The 15,528-nt window shown below is 63.6% G+C and carries 16 protein-coding genes and 1 tRNA gene; 8 read left to right on the top strand and 9 right to left on the bottom strand.

Features of this window, described 5'->3' with window-relative positions; genetic code table 11:
* Nucleotides 1–68: 68 nt before the first annotated feature.
* Nucleotides 69–638: a fasciclin domain-containing protein gene (locus SJY12_RS07805; RefSeq protein WP_348030741.1), complete on the top strand. Its 570-nt coding sequence runs from the start codon at nucleotides 69–71 to the stop codon at nucleotides 636–638.
* 167 nt (nucleotides 639–805) lie between these two features.
* Here SJY12_RS07805 and clpX read toward each other — a convergent pair whose 3' ends face one another.
* The gene (clpX, locus tag SJY12_RS07810) at nucleotides 806–2,077 is read right to left on the bottom strand and encodes an ATP-dependent Clp protease ATP-binding subunit ClpX (RefSeq protein WP_050600838.1); all 1,272 of its coding nucleotides are present in this window, start codon (nucleotides 2,075–2,077) and stop codon (nucleotides 806–808) included.
* A gap of 187 nt (nucleotides 2,078–2,264) precedes the next feature.
* The gene (locus tag SJY12_RS07815; RefSeq protein WP_050600839.1) at nucleotides 2,265–2,960 is read right to left on the bottom strand and encodes an ATP-dependent Clp protease proteolytic subunit; all 696 of its coding nucleotides are present in this window, start codon (nucleotides 2,958–2,960) and stop codon (nucleotides 2,265–2,267) included.
* A gap of 298 nt (nucleotides 2,961–3,258) precedes the next feature.
* On the opposite strand from SJY12_RS07815, the gene SJY12_RS07820 reads away from it, so the two are divergent.
* Nucleotides 3,259–5,325, top strand: coding sequence for a TonB-dependent receptor plug domain-containing protein (locus SJY12_RS07820; RefSeq protein ID WP_397506670.1), 2,067 nt, complete (start codon nucleotides 3,259–3,261; stop codon nucleotides 5,323–5,325).
* A gap of 53 nt (nucleotides 5,326–5,378) precedes the next feature.
* Nucleotides 5,379–6,734, top strand: coding sequence for a sodium:proton antiporter (locus SJY12_RS07825; protein ID WP_348346231.1), 1,356 nt, complete (start codon nucleotides 5,379–5,381; stop codon nucleotides 6,732–6,734).
* An 81-nt stretch (nucleotides 6,735–6,815) separates the two neighbouring features.
* Here the strand turns inward: SJY12_RS07825 and tig are convergent, their stop codons facing one another.
* Together tig and SJY12_RS07835 are read right to left on the bottom strand one after the other, a co-directional pair.
* Complete coding sequence (tig, locus tag SJY12_RS07830; protein WP_397504982.1) at nucleotides 6,816–8,381, bottom strand: trigger factor; 1,566 nt, start codon at nucleotides 8,379–8,381, stop codon at nucleotides 6,816–6,818.
* Between the two features lie 63 nt (nucleotides 8,382–8,444).
* A tRNA-Leu gene (locus tag SJY12_RS07835) sits at nucleotides 8,445–8,529 on the bottom strand.
* Nucleotides 8,530–8,660: 131 nt separating this feature from the next.
* On the opposite strand from SJY12_RS07835, the gene SJY12_RS07840 reads away from it, so the two are divergent.
* The 3 genes from SJY12_RS07840 to SJY12_RS07850 are packed head-to-tail and all read left to right on the top strand — an operon-like array spanning nucleotide 8,661 to nucleotide 9,429.
* Nucleotides 8,661–8,894 (top strand): hypothetical protein, encoded by a 234-nt coding sequence (locus tag SJY12_RS07840; RefSeq protein WP_397504983.1) that lies wholly within the window; start codon nucleotides 8,661–8,663, stop codon nucleotides 8,892–8,894.
* Nucleotides 8,895–8,905: 11 nt separating this feature from the next.
* Complete coding sequence (locus SJY12_RS07845; RefSeq protein WP_050600843.1) at nucleotides 8,906–9,085, top strand: hypothetical protein; 180 nt, start codon at nucleotides 8,906–8,908, stop codon at nucleotides 9,083–9,085.
* Between the two features lie 59 nt (nucleotides 9,086–9,144).
* Nucleotides 9,145–9,429 carry a DUF3297 family protein gene (locus tag SJY12_RS07850; RefSeq protein WP_050600844.1) on the top strand — a complete coding sequence of 95 codons (285 nt, stop codon included), beginning with the start codon at nucleotides 9,145–9,147 and terminating at the stop codon, nucleotides 9,427–9,429.
* Here the strand turns inward: SJY12_RS07850 and SJY12_RS07855 are convergent, their stop codons facing one another.
* Nucleotides 9,430–10,167 carry a CHAP domain-containing protein gene (locus SJY12_RS07855; protein WP_397504984.1) on the bottom strand — a complete coding sequence of 246 codons (738 nt, stop codon included), beginning with the start codon at nucleotides 10,165–10,167 and terminating at the stop codon, nucleotides 9,430–9,432.
* Here SJY12_RS07855 and der point away from each other — a divergent pair.
* Both der and SJY12_RS07865 read left to right on the top strand, forming a co-directional pair.
* Entirely contained in the window at nucleotides 10,130–11,530 is a 1,401-nt protein-coding gene (der, locus tag SJY12_RS07860; RefSeq protein ID WP_397504985.1) for a ribosome biogenesis GTPase Der, read from the top strand. The genes SJY12_RS07855 and der overlap by 38 nt on opposite strands.
* 5 nt (nucleotides 11,531–11,535) lie before the next feature.
* Entirely contained in the window at nucleotides 11,536–12,033 is a 498-nt protein-coding gene (locus SJY12_RS07865; protein WP_050600846.1) for a DUF2721 domain-containing protein, read from the top strand.
* A 57-nt stretch (nucleotides 12,034–12,090) separates the two neighbouring features.
* On the opposite strand, the gene bfr is transcribed toward SJY12_RS07865, so the two are convergent.
* From bfr to SJY12_RS07885, 4 genes are all read right to left on the bottom strand, one after another.
* Entirely contained in the window at nucleotides 12,091–12,582 is a 492-nt protein-coding gene (bfr, locus tag SJY12_RS07870) for a bacterioferritin (protein WP_397504986.1), read from the bottom strand.
* 125 nt (nucleotides 12,583–12,707) lie between these two features.
* On the bottom strand, nucleotides 12,708–12,896 hold the full coding sequence (locus tag SJY12_RS07875) for a bacterioferritin-associated ferredoxin (protein ID WP_063511470.1): 189 nt from the start codon (nucleotides 12,894–12,896) through the stop codon (nucleotides 12,708–12,710).
* Nucleotides 12,897–12,966: 70 nt separating this feature from the next.
* Entirely contained in the window at nucleotides 12,967–14,247 is a 1,281-nt protein-coding gene (locus tag SJY12_RS07880; protein ID WP_397504987.1) for a DUF418 domain-containing protein, read from the bottom strand.
* Nucleotides 14,248–14,336: 89 nt separating this feature from the next.
* Nucleotides 14,337–15,464, bottom strand: a complete 1,128-nt coding sequence (locus tag SJY12_RS07885) for an SPOR domain-containing protein (protein WP_397504988.1) — start codon at nucleotides 15,462–15,464, stop codon at nucleotides 14,337–14,339.
* Nucleotides 15,465–15,528: the final 64 nt, after the last annotated feature.

The following is a 15,528-nucleotide window of genomic DNA, read 5'->3' on the forward strand; positions in this document are numbered from 1 at the left end:
GCAAGGACGCAGCCCTCGTAACTCTTCGCACAGGCAGGACGGGGCCTGACGCAAAGGAGAGTTACAATATGGCGTTTTCTACCTCACTGAAGGCTTCGGCCCTTGCTTCGATCGCGGCAATGGGCGCTTTCGCACTCGCTACCGGGAGCCCGGCGCTGGCCGACCATCACGGCAAGAAAGCCGAAATGAGCCAGGCGAACATCGTCGAGACCGCGATGGGCACGGGAATGCACGAGACACTGGTGGCTGCTGTAAAGGCTGCCGGACTGGTAGACACGCTGGCCGCTCCGGGGCCGTACACTGTCTTTGCGCCGACCGATGATGCCTTTGCCGCATTGCCCGCCGGCACGGTCGACACGCTGCTCCAGCCCGAGAACAAGGGCCAGCTAACCAGCATTCTCACCTATCACGCAGTGGCCGGGCGCGTTCCCGCATCCGCGCTCGCGCAGGCGATCACCGACGCTGGCGGCACTTACGAATTCCAGACCCTCGCCGGCAACACGCTGAGCGCGTCATTCGACGGTCAGACCATCGTGGTTACCGACGAAGCCGGTCGCACGACCAATGTGGTCAAGGCCGATGTTAACACCACCAATGGCGTGATCCACGTGACCGACGGGGTCTTCCTCCCCGGCTAATCGATCCCCCCGGATGCCGTGTAACGACCCATCTGGCACGGCATCCTCCTGTCCCCCGTCCGGCGCTCCGCAGAGGCCGGGCGGGGTTTTTTTGACCCGAAACCAGAAGCGCGCCGCCTGACCCGGTCAGACGGCGCGCTTTGTGTTCGCTACGAAGGACGGCCTGTTCAGGCGGCTTCTTCCTTCTTGTCGTCCTTCTTGCCGCCATGGACCTGGACCGGCTCTTTCTTGCCTTCGACCACATCCTTGTCGATGACGATTTCCGTCACCCCGTCGAGATCGGGAAGGTCGAACATCGTATCGAGCAGGATACCTTCGACGATCGACCGCAGGCCGCGGGCCCCGGTCTTGCGCATGATTGCCCGTTCGGCGATCGCGCGCAGCGCTTCGTCGGTGAACGTCAGTTCGACGTCCTCAAGCTCGAACAGCTTGTGATACTGCTTGGCGATGGCGTTCTTGGGCTCCTGCAGGATCGTTACCAGCGCATCGACATCGAGGTCGTGCAGCGTGGCGATGACCGGCAGGCGGCCGACGAATTCGGGGATCAGGCCGAATTTGAGCAGATCTTCCGGCTCGCTCTTCTCGAGCAGTTCACCAACGCGGCGCTTGTCCGGGTCGGCAACATGTGCGCCAAAGCCGATCGAGCGCTTCTGCAGGCGGTCGCCGATGATCTTGTCGAGCCCGGCGAAGGCGCCGCCGCAAATAAACAGGATATTGGTCGTGTCCACCTGCAGGAATTCCTGCTGAGGGTGCTTGCGCCCGCCCTGCGGCGGGACCGAAGCGGTGGTCCCTTCCATCAGCTTGAGCAGCGCCTGCTGGACACCCTCGCCCGATACGTCGCGCGTGATCGAGGGGTTTTCCGCCTTGCGCGTGATCTTGTCGATCTCGTCGATGTAGACGATGCCGTGCTGGGCTTTCTCGACATTGTAGTCGCTGGCCTGAAGCAGCTTGAGAATGATGTTCTCGACATCTTCGCCCACGTAACCCGCTTCGGTCAGCGTGGTGGCGTCGGCCATGGTGAACGGCACGTCGAAGGTGCGCGCCAGCGTCTGCGCCAGCAGCGTCTTGCCCGAGCCGGTCGGGCCAACCAGCAGGATGTTCGACTTCGCCAGTTCGACATCGCCGGCCTTCGCGCCGTGCTTCAGGCGCTTGTAGTGATTGTGGACCGCGACCGAGAGCACGCGCTTGGCGCGATCCTGCCCGATCACGTAATCGGCGAGCGTGGCGCAGATTTCGGCCGGCGTGGGAACGTCGCCTTCCTTCTTGCCGGTCAGTCCCGCCTTGGTTTCCTCGCGGATGATGTCATTGCACAGTTCGACGCACTCATCGCAGATGAACACCGTCGGGCCCGCGATGAGCTTCCTCACCTCGTGCTGCGACTTGCCGCAAAAGCTGCAATAAAGGGTCGATTTGCTGTCGGTTCCGCTCAACTTGGTCATATCCTAACGTCTTTCCCACGCCCCGCCGGCCGAAGGCCGACTGTAGGGACCATGGGATTTGGGTCAATATCGTAGGTACCACACTGCCCTTGCTACAGGCTGAAGTGTCAGGGTTGCCAAAACCCTACGACATTCTCGCACCATTCCCGCACGCGCATCGTGCCCGTGCGGGGATTTGCCACCCGAATTACTCGGGCGCGCCGCCCGAACCTTCGGCATCGCCGCCGTCGTTTTCGGGCCGGGTTTCGAATACCTTGTCGACGATGCCGAACTTCATCGCTTCATCGGCTTCAAGGAAGGTATCGCGGTCCATCGCCTTCTCGATATCGTCGAGGCTCTGGCCGGTATATTTCACATACAGATCGTTCATGCGCTTCTTGATGCGCAGGATCTCGCGGGCCTGGATCTCGATGTCCGAGGCCATGCCGCGTGCGCCGCCCGAAGGCTGGTGCACCATGATCCGGGCATTCGGCAGCGCGATGCGCATGCCGGGTTCGCCTGCCGCCAGCAGGAAGCTGCCCATCGAGGCGGCCTGGCCCATGCAGACGGTCGAGACGCGCGGCTTGATGTACTGCATCGTGTCGTGGATCGCCATGCCGGCAGTCACCACGCCGCCGGGCGAGTTGATATACATGCTGATCGGCTTCGAGGGATTTTCGCTTTCGAGGAACAGCAGCTGCGCGGTGATCAGCGAAGCCATGCCGTCTTCGACCTGCCCCGTCACGAACACGATGCGTTCGCGCAGCAGGCGGCTGAAGATGTCGAAGCTGCGCTCGCCGCGGCTGGTCTGTTCCACCACGACCGGCACCAGCGCGCCGGTAAGCGGATCGCGGGTGAACTGGCCCTGGGTGCCGTGGGCGTCGCTGCCGAGCAGGTCGATCATGAGTATTCCTCTTGTCGGGTGAATCGGTCGCCTATGTCGCCATGGTGCGAGCGATGTTCAAGGGCCTTAACCCACGAAAGGCACGGATATGTGGCCCTTGCCCAAGAACGGGGCGCTTTCCTCCGCGCTTCCCCCCGCCCCGGCCCAGAGCCGACACGGAAGATTCCGTTTGTCGGCTGCCGAACGACGCCGGTCGAGCGTCCGTTGGCCTGGACGGTTACAAACGTAGACGAAGTGCCGGAAAGCAAGAACAGGACAGTGGGAGGCTGCCGTTTTCAAGTCATCGACATCAAGGCTTCTGGGCGCTTCGCTCGCGGCGTTATGCGCTTGGGTCCATGCCCCGGCGCAGGCGCAGGATGCCGCGGCACCCGCAGCCACACCGCCCGCTGTCACCGCAGGGGCGCAGGTTTTCGAACCACCCTATTTCGCGCAGTTCGCACCCCGCAACGCGCTCGACATGGTCGACCGGATTCCCGGATTCTCGATCAGCGGTGGAAATAACCAGGGCCAGCGCGGACTGGGACAGGCAACGCAGAATGTGATCGTCAATGGCGAACGCCTGTCGAGCAAGTCGGAAAGCGTCAGCGACCAATTGCGGCGTATCCCGGCCACCGATGTCGTGCGGATCGAAATCCTCGATGGCAATGCGACCAGTATTCCTGGCCTCACTGGCCAGGTTGCGAATGTCGTCTACACAAGCACCGGAGCATCCGGCCAGTTCAGTTGGACCGCCGGGTTCCGCCCGCACAATACTGCGGCACAGCTTTATGGCGGCGAGATATCCGTTATCGGCAGCAGCGGCGCACTGGATTACACCGTGTCGCTTTCGAACGACAACGATCGCTTCGGTGCCGATGGGCCCGTGGCGATCGCCAATCGCGAAGGTATTCCGCTCGAGCAGCAGTACAGCAAGTTTTCGGGCAAGTTCGACAACCCGCGCCTGTCGACCGCTTTCGCCTACGATTTCGGCGGGAATGTCGTCGGTAACCTCAATCTCAGCTACGGCGAAGACTTCTACGTCCGCCGCGAACCCGAAACCGCCACGCGGGCGCAGGGCCCGGTGCGGTTTCGTGATGTCCGGGTCGACGAGGACGGCCCCGAATACGAACTGGGCGGTGATATCCAGTTTCCCTTGGGACCAGGCAGGCTCAAGCTGATCGGTCTCGAACGGTTCGAGCGCGACAATTACACGTCCACGCTGATCGACAGCTTTTCCGACCACAGCATTCCGACCGGATCGCGCTTCCAGCAGACCAATGCCGCCGGCGAGCGGATCGGGCGGTTCGAATACGACTGGAAGCTGTGGAATGCCGATTGGCAGCTGTCGGGAGAAGCGGCCTTCAACCGGCTCGAACGGCGCTCGCGCCTGTTCGAGCTCGCGCCCGCGGGCGAGTTCGTCCAGCTGTCCTTCCCGCAGGGCAATGGCGAAGTCCGCGAAGACCGCTACGAAACCAGCCTGAGCATGTCGCGCTCGCTATCGCGCACCCTGTCGCTCCAGCTGATCGGGGCGATGGAATTCTCCACCATCGAGCAGACCGGCTTCGCAGCCAATTCGCGCAGCTTCAAGCGGCCGAAAGGTTCGTTTGCTGCAACCTGGAAACCGCGCGAGGATTTCGACATCTCGATTACCTTCGCCAAACGCGTCAGCCAGCTTTCCTTCGGCAACTTTCTCGCCTCGGTTTCGCTAAACGACGACAACCAGAACGGCGGCAACAACGAACTGGTCCCCTACCAGAGCTGGAACATCGAGCTCGAGGCCAACAAGACCCTGGGACCATGGGGATCGATCCAGCTGCAGGCGAAGCGTGCCTGGTTCGAGGATTTCATCGACTGGTTCCCGCTCGCCAATGGCGGCGAGGCCCGCGGCAATATCGGCGATGCCGAACGGTTGCACCTGCAGGCCAATGCCACGCTCAATCTCGATCCGTTCGGGTTCGCGGGCGCGCGCCTCGACGTGGAAGTGGTCAAGCGGTTCATGGATGTGACCGATCCCTTCACCGGGCTGTCCCGGCCGTTCTCTTACGATTCCGAGGGCAGCTTCGACATCGACTTCCGCCATGACATTCCCGCGACCGACTGGGCCTGGGGCGTCAATCTGAACCATTTCGACCAGGCGCCGTATTCGCGCCGCTACGAGAACGGGCGCGAGTGGGAAGGGACGGTGTTCGGTGCGGTGTTCGTCGAGCACAAGGATCTCTTCGGCCTCACCATCCAGGCACAGGCGAGAAACCTGCTGGGGGCACGCGATTACTTCCGGCGGACGGTCTATGACGGACCGCGCCCCGACGCCGGCATCCGCTTCACCGAATTCCGTGATCGGCGGATCGGGCCGATCTTCCGGTTGGTCGTCAGCGGAGATTTCTGACCCGCGCGGACCCGCACCCGCGCTTGCGCGTTAGGCAAGCGAGGGAGATCACCTTGGAATTCGATCCGCGTATCCTGATGTTCGTCGTCTTCGGCGCGGGGCTGACGCTTGCCGTCACGCTCGAACGCTGGCTGGCCCGCTACTGGCTGTCGCTGCCGATCCTCTATGTGGCCGTCGGTTTTGCCGTTTGGTCGCTGCCGCTGGGCCTGCCGCACTTCAATCCGACCGTCGACGGCTTCGATGCCATCACGCTCGAATATGCCACCGAATTCATTGTCATCGCCTCGTTGATGGCTGCGGGGATTGCGATCGATCGCCCGGTTAGCTGGGCCAATTGGCGGCAGATCTGGCCACTGCTGCTGATCGCCATGCCGCTGACCATCGCCGCAGTCGCGCTGCTCGGCTGGTGGGCTCTGGGTCTCGCACCGGCCAGCGCCATCCTGCTGGGTGCCGCATTGGCTCCGACCGATCCGGTCCTCGCGCGCAGCGTCCAGGTTGGCCCGCCCGGGGAAGACCAGCGACACGACGTGCGCTTCAGCCTGACGGTCGAGGCCGGGCTCAACGACGGCTTCGCCTTTCCCTTCACCTATCTCGCGATCGCCGCGGTCGGGATGACCGCTCTGGGTGACTGGACACTGGAATGGGCGGCGCTGGACCTCGTCTGGCGGATCGTCGCCGGCTGCGCCGTCGGCTATGCGGTTGGCCGCATCGGGGCATGGTATGTCTTCGAACGCGAAGCCGACGCGCCGATCGAGGACATCGATGAGGCCAGCGACGAGGCGGAGAACCCCAGCTATTCGACCAGCGAAGGCCTGATCGTGCTGGGTACGCTGTTGCTCGCGTACGGACTTGCCGAATTGGCCGAGGGCTATGGATTCCTGGCGGTGTTCGTCGGGGCAGTGACCGCGCGGCAACGCGAAAACCGCAGCCGCTATCACAAGATCAGCCACCATTTCATCGATCAGATCGAGCAGATCGTACTGGTGGCGGTCCTGTTCGGCTTCGGCGCGATGCTTGCCAGCGGCGTGCTCTCGGCACTCACCTGGCCGGCGGCGCTGGTGGGACTGGCGCTGATCTTCGTCATCCGCCCGATTTCGGGCTTGCTCGCGGAGGCCAATTGCGACCTGCCGATGATCGGCAAGCTCGCCGTTGCCTTCCTGGGCGTGCGCGGGATGGGATCGATCTATTATCTTGCCTATGGCCAGAACAACGCCGATTTCGCGCAGATCGACCTGCTATGGGCGACCGTGAGTTTCGCGATCCTGGTTTCCATCATCGTGCACGGCGTGGTTTCGGGCCCGCTCATCCGCCATGTCGAAGACCGCCGTGCGCATGTCCACGCCGGGCAGGATACCAGCATGGCCGCGCTATCGCCCGATGCCCCGAGGCGGCGCTCGAAGACGGACTGAAACGCCGCGGAACGGCGCCCCAAACGACAAGGGGCGGCGAACCATAGTCCGCCGCCCCTCATGCGATCCGTATGAACGGACTTACTTCTTGGGCGCGGCCTTCTTGGCAGCAGGCTTCTTGGCTGCCGGCTTCTTCGCCGTAGCCTTGTCGTCGGCCTGCTTGTCATCGGCCTTCTTGGCGGCAGGCTTCTTCGCTGCGGCTTTCTTGGCCGGCGCCTTCTTGGCTGCGGGCTTGTCGTCCGCATCCTTATCGGCCGCCTTCTTGGCAGGAGCCTTTTTCTTGGCTGCCGCCTTCTTCTTCGGCTTTTCCTCGGTGCTTTCTTCCGCCTCGATCGCGGCTTCGAGCTCTTCACGCGTCACTTCGCGGTCGGTAATCTCGGCCTTGTCGAACAGGAAGTCGACGACCTTATCCTCATACAGGGGCGCGCGCAGCTGGGCGGCGGCCATGGGTTCGGACTGGACATACTGGACGAACCGCTCGCGGTCCTCGGCACGATACTGCTGGGCTGCCTGCTGGATGAGCATGTTCATCTCGTTGGCATTGACCTCGACACCGTTCTTCTGGCCGATTTCGGACAGCAGCAGGCCCAAGCGGACGCGGCGTTCGGCGATCTTGCGATAATCGTCCTTCTCGTCGTCCATTTCCTTGAGCATGGCTTCGGCATCGTCCGACTGCGCGGCTTCCTGCTGCAGCTGGCCCCAGATCTGTTCGAACTCGGCATCGACCATGCCCTGCGGCACGGCGAAGTCGTGACCGGCTGCCAGCGTGTCGAGCAGCTGGCGCTTCATCTGCGTGCGGGTCAGGCCCGCGGTTTCCTGCTCGAGCTGGCCGCGCAGCAGTTCCTTGAGCTTGTCGAGGTTCTCGAGGCCGAGATTCTTGGCGAACTCGTCGTCGATCGCGGTGTCGGTGGGGACCTTTACCTGCTGGACCGTGACGTCGAATTCCGCGTCCTTGCCCTTCAGGTTTTCAGCCGGATAATCTTCGGGGAAGGTCACGGTGATGGTCTTTTCATCGCCGGTCTTCACGCCCGTCAGCTGTTCTTCAAAGCCGGGAATGAACTGGCCCGAACCGATGACCAGCGGCGTGTTCTCCGCCTTGCCGCCCTCGAATTCGACGCCGTCGACGCGGCCGACGAAATCGATGATCAGCTGGTCGCCATCGCCAGCCTTCTTGGTCTTGGCGGCGTCCTTGTAGCTCTTGTTGTTCGACGCGATGCGCTCGACCGCTTCGTCCACCTGTTCGTCGGTCACCGGAACGGTCAGGCGTTCGAGCTTGAGGCCCTCCACTTCGGGCGCTTCGATTTCGGGCAGGATCTCGACGTCGACGTTCAGCGTCGCGTCCTTACCTTCTTCATAGCCTTCGTCGAGCTCGACCTTGGGCTGCATCGCAGGACGCAGCTTGTTCTCTGCCATGACCTTGTCGACCAATTCGCGGATCAAGTCGTTGACCGTCTGCGCGTGGACCTGCTCGCCGTGCATCTTGCGCACGAGGTTGGCGGGCACCTTGCCGGGGCGGAAGCCGGGCATTTTCACCTGCGGAGCGATCTTCTTCACTTCGCCGGTAACGCGCTCGTCGATTTCCTTGGCGGGAATCGTGATGGTGTAGGCGCGCTTGAGGCCCTCGTTGGCGGTCTCTTTGATCTGCATGGGTTGAAACTCGTAACTTTCCAAAAGCGATAGGTGCAGGGGGTATCACGACGGCGGCGGCACTGGTGCGGGCGAAGGGACTCGAACCCCCACATCTTTCGATACTGGTACCTAAAACCAGCGCGTCTACCAGTTCCGCCACGCCCGCTAACCCGAACGAAGCTGCGCGAGGCGCTAGTCCTTCGCGTATAGGCGCGTGCCTCTAGTCGGATGCGACCAATTGCGCAAGCGTGGCGACCGATGAAGGAACGCTGCGGGGTGTTGGCCCGTTCAACAGGCATGCGTGACTACGACACCCCGAAGAAACCCGAAGACACTCCGCCCGTGATCAATCCCGGTACCAAACAGGAAAATTCGCACGATTCCGGCCAGGACGACAGCGAGGAAGCACCATCAGGCAACCGGCCGGCCGGCAGCCCGCCCAATGCTGCAGAACAGGCACTGGCGCCGGCACAGGAGGGTGGCCGCGACGGAGCGGGCGAGGCCGCGCTCGATCACCCCTCCCGCGACTGAGGAACATTACCATGGCGACCCAACCCGATCCCAATCCCGATACGATCAATCCCGGTTCTCCCGACGAAATGCCCCCGGCAAGTCCGCCGAACGAGGCGCCGATGGAAGAACCGCCGGGCTTCGAACCGCCGCAGCCCGACATCGACACCCCCGATCGCGGCCCGCTGGAAACGCCGCCTCCTCCCGATTGATCTTGCCCGTAGCCGATTGATCTTGCCCGTGGGCGCGCCGCGCAGTATCGGCGCGCGCCATGAGCGAAGAAACCACCAGCCAGACCCCGCCCGACCATCTTTCGGTCAACCCCAAGAGCGAGCACTTCCAGGTGGATGTGCTCAAGCGCGGAGTGGGTATCCGTTTCAAGGGCAAACAGCGCACCGATATCGAGGAATATTCGATCTCGGGCGGCTGGGTGCGGGTTCAGGCGGGCAAGACCGTCGATCGCAAGGGCAATCCGCTGACCATCAAGCTGAATGGCCCGGTCGAAGCCTGGTACGAAGATCTCGGCGAGGATGCGCCGGTCGCCAAGGCCGACTGATCAGTCGGAGAAATTGGCAAAGGCGCTGAGAAAGCGCTTCGAGGTCTGTTTGCGCGCCGGCGCCATGGCAAGCTGCTGGCGCGCCTGCGGCCGGCGCTCTCCATAGATGAAGCCTGCAACCGGCCAAGCGGTCGTGCCGACTTCCCCGAGCGGGGCGTACCACACGCGCACTGCGCTCCAGTCGTTGGCCGGCGATACGTCAATTGCCAGCACGTCCTTTTCGACCTGCCCCCGGCGCCCGTTGATCGGCAACCAGTTGGCATGATCGAGCAAGACGCGCCGCGTGTCGAGAACGCGGCTCACCGTCGCCACATGACCCAATTGCATGCTGCGATGCGGACGGAAGGCCATGACGGCCCCCGGACGCGGCGCCGTACCGGTGGCATAGCGCCCCTGCGCCTGCTCCCACCAGGTATGGGCATCGCCGTAGATCTGGATCCCCGACACTTCTCGTGCGTAGGGTACGCACTGGAGATAAGCATCCAGTTCGGCACCCCGATTATCGAACGCACCGAAATCGTCCGCCGCGGCGGGCGTGGCACAGGCAAGCAGGGCGAAAGCGGCAAGTTTTTTCCTCATGCCGGCAGAGGTATGCCGCTTATCCTTGCCGACATCCTTCGCGTTAAGGTTAACCGATATTAACCCTCGCCTGCGCCGGAGCTTGCAAAGCGGAGCGCAAAGCGCCACTTCCCGCGCCATCATGGTGCCCAATTCCTCGAAGCCCACGGTGATCATCATCGGGCGGCCCAACGTCGGCAAATCGACTTTGTTCAACCGGTTGGTCGGCAAGCGCCTTGCGCTGGTCGACGACCAGCCCGGAGTCACGCGCGACCGCCGCTTCGGCAACGCGGAGATAGCGGGGCTCGAATTCCAGGTGGTCGATACGGCCGGTTGGGAAGATGAGGACGCGGCCAGCCTGCCCGGCCGGATGCGCATGCAGACAGAAGTCAGCCTCGAGGGCGCCGATGCGGCGATGTTCGTGTTCGACGCACGCGTCGGGCTGACTCCGCTCGATGAGGAAATCGCCCGCTGGCTCCGTGGACAGGCCGTGCCCGTGGTCCTGGTCGCCAACAAGGCCGAAGGCAAACAGGGCGATGCCGGGATCTACGAGAGCTTTTCCCTCGGTTTCGGCGAACCGGCCGGAATCAGCGCCGAACATGGCGAAGGGATCGGCAACCTGTTCGAACGCCTCTGGCCGATCATAGGCGAGAAGGCAGAAGCTGCGGCCGAAACCCTCGAACTGAGCGAGGAAGATGAAGAGGCGCTGCTCGCCGGGCCGCTGAAACTGGCCATTGTCGGCCGGCCAAACGCCGGCAAGTCGACGCTGATCAACCGCATGCTGGGCGAAGACCGGCTGCTGACCGGTCCCGAAGCCGGGATTACACGCGATTCGATCGCGGTCGATTGGGAATGGCGCGACCCGCGCAGCGGGGAAGAGCGGGAAATCCGGCTGATCGACACGGCCGGAATGCGCAAGAAGGCGCAGGTCGTCGACAAGCTCGAACGGCTTTCGGTGGCCGATGCGCGCCGCGCGGTCGATTTCGCCGAAGTCGTGGTGCTCCTGCTGGACGCCACCCGCGGGCTCGAATCGCAGGATCTCAAGATTGCCAGCATGGTGCTCGAGGAAGGGCGCGCGCTGATGATCGCGATCAACAAGTGGGATGTCGCCGAAGGTGCCAGCGCGCTGTTCAACGGTATCCGCGAAGCGCTCAACGAGGGTCTCGCCCAGGTTCGCGGAGTGCCGCTGTTCGCAGTAAGCGCGAAAACCGGCAAGGGGATCGACCAGATGCTGGGGGCGGCGTTCGACCTGCGCGAAGCATGGAGCCGCCGCGTGCCCACCGCCGCGCTCAACCGCTGGTTCGACGATGCGCTCGAAGCCAATCCGCCGCCCGCCCCCAAGGGCAAGCGGATCAAGCTGCGCTATATCACCCAGGCCAGCATCCGTCCGCCGCGTTTCGTGGTGTTCGGCACCCGGCTCGACATGCTGCCCAAGAGCTATGAACGTTATCTGGTGAACGGCATTCGCGACAAGCTGGGGTTCGATGCAGTGCCGGTGCGCGTGGTGCTGAAGAGTCCCAAGAACCCCTTCCAGAAGGAGTAACACCGGTGACGCTCGATCTCCTGGCAGGCATCGGCGCCTTCGACCTCATCGAGCGGACCAGTTCGACCCTGCGCGTGCAGCAGGTCGTCCAGCTCAGCCTCGCCCCGGCCTTCCTGCTTGCGGGGATCGGCGCGGTCATGAATGTCATGACCAACCGGCTGATCTGGGTTGCCAACAAGATCGAGCGTATCCTCAACGCTGGGGAAGATGGCGATGTCAAAGCCATGCGGGCCGAGTTGCCCGCGCTCGAAATGCGGCGCATCTACGCGCAGCGCGCGGTCATGTTCAGTACCGCGTCGGCGCTTGCCATCAGTGTCGTAATCGTACTGCTGTTCATCAGCGCATTTGTCAGGACCGCACTGGGCACTCTGGTCGCGACGACATGGGTGATCTGCATGGGACTGCTGGTCGCAGGGCTCGGTTCGTTTCTGATGGAAACCCGCACCGCGGCAAAGCGCAACCGCGAACGCATGCGCGAACGCCGGAACGCCGCATCGGACTGAAGCCGATCATGCTCGCTTAGCATCGCAGAGCCGCCCGCAGGCGGCTCCACAACGCGGTCAGCCGCCCTCGCCTTCGCCTGCCGGCTTGCTGTTGAGCTGGACATAGTTTTCCAGCCCCATGCGCGCGATCATGTCGAACTGGGTTTCGAGGAAGTCGACATGCTCTTCCTCGCTCGCCAGGATGTCTTCGAAGATCTGCCCGGTGGCGAAGTCGCGAACGCTCTGGCAATATTCCGCGGCTTCCTTGAGCAGAGGGATCGCCTCCATCTCCATCGCCAGGTCGGCCTTGAGGATTTCCTCAACCGTCTCGCCCACCTTCAGCTTGTGGATCGCCTGGAAGTTGGGAAGTCCGTTCAGAAACAGGATGCGCTCGGCGAGGATGTCGGCGTGCTTCATCTCGTCGATCAATTCGTGCCGCTCGTATTCGGCCAGACGGCTGACGCCCCAATCGGCAAGCACCCGGTAATGGAGCCAGTACTGGTTGATTGCGGTCAATTCGTTGGTGAGCGCCTTGTTAAGGAACTCGATGACCTTCGGATCGCCTTTCATGGCGCTGCCTCCTTGCCTGCTGAACGGCGCTTCCTATGCGCCCGAGGCGGGGCTTATGGCAAGGGTAGAAAGGGATAAAATCGGCGGAATTCCGCCAGTTGCAAGCGATTTGCGTTAGCCGGCGATCACGCCGCGGCGGCCACGCATCCCATCTCGCGTTCTTCCTGGAGGATCTCGTCAGCCTCATCGAGGCAGGTGCCGCAGCAAGCCGGCTTGCCAAGCGCGGCATAGCAAGTTTCGGCATCGCCCGAGACATGGCGCGCTGCGCGCCGCAGGTCGCTTTCCCGGATTGCGTTACAGATGCAGACGTACACTCGAACACTCCTGCGATTGACTCGCAGGAGCACCTCTAGTGAGAGTCGTTCTCAGTAGCAACCCCTCTCGTCACCGCCGCAGGGGGAACAGCCGCCAATAGGTCAGGCACCGCCAGAGCCATTCGAGCGGACCGAAGCGGAACCGGTCGAGCCAGGGCTTCGACCAGGCGAGCATGACGAGCCAGCTTGCCGCCATGACGAGGTACAGCTCGGCACGCCCCAGAGCGCCGAACAATCCGCCGCCCCAACCGTGGAAGACAAACAGCATCAGCACCGATGTGCCGAGGTAATTGGTGAAAGCGGCCCGCCCCGCAGCGGAAACCCGCTCCGCCAGCCAGCCCGAGGCACGCGCACCGACCACCGCCAGGACCGCTGCCAGCCCGAGCACCACGGGCAGGCGGGGCAGTGCCGACAGGCTCATGAATGCAGCCAGCGTGCTCCAATAGGAAAATCCCGCATCCCTCACCCACAGCGCCAGCAGCAGGGTAACCCCGCTGGCGATAACAATACCCGCACTGCCCCAGCGCAGCATCCTGCCGGTATCCAAAGCGCCGCTGAACAGGCCGAACCGGTACAGCGCCATGCCGATCAGCATCAGCGGCAGCGTTTCGAACCCGAATACGAAAATATTGAACGGCAGGTCGCCCTTATGGTCGATCACGTTGTGCGCGACGAAATCGCCATAGGAACCCTCGGAGATGATCCGGTATTCGACCATTTCGTGGTCGAGTGCACGGCCCTTGTCGGCTGCCAGCTGTTCGCGCATTTCGGAATAGGCCGGCTGCTCGCCGAATTCTGTCTCGGCGATCACATAGGGCGACAGCATAAAGCTGCCGACCAGCACCATGCCGGCGGCATAGCCGAGCAGCCCAACGACCAGCTGCGTTTTGGCCGCCCAGCGGATCGCGGCGAGGGAGACAAGACCGAACAGTGCATAGAAAGTGAGGATATCTCCGCGCCAGATAAGGAAGAAATGCCCGAGGCCGAACAGCAGCAGCCAGCCCAGCCGGCGCGCCTGCAATGCCCGCCCCTCTCCGCGCGACCAAGCCTTTTCCATGAACAGATACAGGCCGGCGCCGAACAGCAGCGTGAACAGGCCGCGCATCTTGCCGTCGATCAGCACGAATTGCGCGATCCACATCCATTGCTCGGCCTCGCTGTGCGGCACGAGGAAGGCGTCGGGATACATATAGGCGGCGAAAGGCTGGCCGAAGGCGATGATATTGGCGGCGAGAATTCCCATCACCGCGATGCCGCGAATGAAATCGAGGCTGGCGATCCGGTTTCCTGCCATCGCGCGCGGCACCGCCTGGTCGGGCGCAGCGTCGCTGCGAGTGTCGATCGGATCCATGCATTCCCCCTTGGCCGCCCTTAATATGGGCCGTGGGGGCGAGCGTCTATCGCGGTGCGGTGGCCGGGGGAAGCGCGATCACGGAATGGCTAGCGCGTGACGAGACATTCCTGCCCGCTGCGCTTGAGCGAGGCGCAGGCCACGGCGGCGTCGCCGCGCGTGGCATATCCGGCCGCCAGCAGGCGCGTGAGATTGCCCGATTTGAGCAGTATCTGCTCGCGCCCGGCGATCTCCGACCGGCCCGCAAGCTGGCCCCACAAGCGCTGCGCATTGCCGGGTACGCCGAAGGCGCCAAGCTGGACTTTCCACGGGCCCGTTGCGGCCGGCGCGACGCGCGTCGCGCTTGTCAGGGTGGGCGTGGAAGAAGGTACGGCGGCAGGGGCGCTCGATGCTGCGGGCGGCACCGCCGGACTGGCAGCCACCGCCACCGCTTCGCGGGATAGCGCCTCGTCCTCTTGCCGCGCGACCACGGTGGGCGCGGGTGCAGCGGGCAGTGTGTAATCCGCGCCTGCAGTCTGCGAGGCGGGCGCTTCAGCAGTCGCCGGCGGCAGGGGGACCGGACGCGCTGCCGCGGTCTGGGGAACGCTGGCCGTGACCACGGGTCCGCTGGGCGCATCGGTTGCCAGTCCGAGGTCTGCTGCAGCAAGCTGACGCGAACGCGCCGCCTCGGCTTCGGCCTTGAGCGAGGCGGCCAGCGGCTGCGCTGCCTGGCGGTCTTCGATCGAGATATACTGGTCCATCTGCGCCAGGGCGCCGCGCGCCTGCGGCAGGCCCGAGGAATTCGCCAGCGTCAGCAGCGCATAGGCGCGGCGCCAGTCCTTCTTGACCAGATCGCCGTTGAAATGGGCGATTCCCAGCAAGTACTGGGCGCGGGGATCGCCGCGCATCGACGCGGCGGAGATATAGGGCAAGGCTTCCTCGCGGGCGCCGCGCTGGAACAGCAGCAGGCCATAATTGTCCGCCGCCTTCACGTGGCCCTGCGCCGCAGCCTTGGCATAGAGCGCTTCGGCCTGTTCGACATCGGTCTCGACCCCACGGCCAAGCCGGTAGGCCTGCCCCATGTTGAATTGCGCGTCGGGATCACCCTGTGCGGCGGGCCCGGCCCACTCGCGCACGGCCCCGGCAAAGTCTCCTGCGGTCCAGGCATCGACCCCGGCCTTGACGTCGGCATGGGCAGGCACCGCGGCCAGGCCCGCCAGCGTCAGCATTCCGGCCATCCAAGCTGCTTTTGCCGAATGTCGCATCCTATCCCTTTCGCATTGCGGGGCCCGCGAAACGCGC

Source organism: Qipengyuania sp. R86523 (genome assembly GCF_044596365.1).
GTDB lineage: Bacteria > Pseudomonadota > Alphaproteobacteria > Sphingomonadales > Sphingomonadaceae > Qipengyuania > Qipengyuania citrea.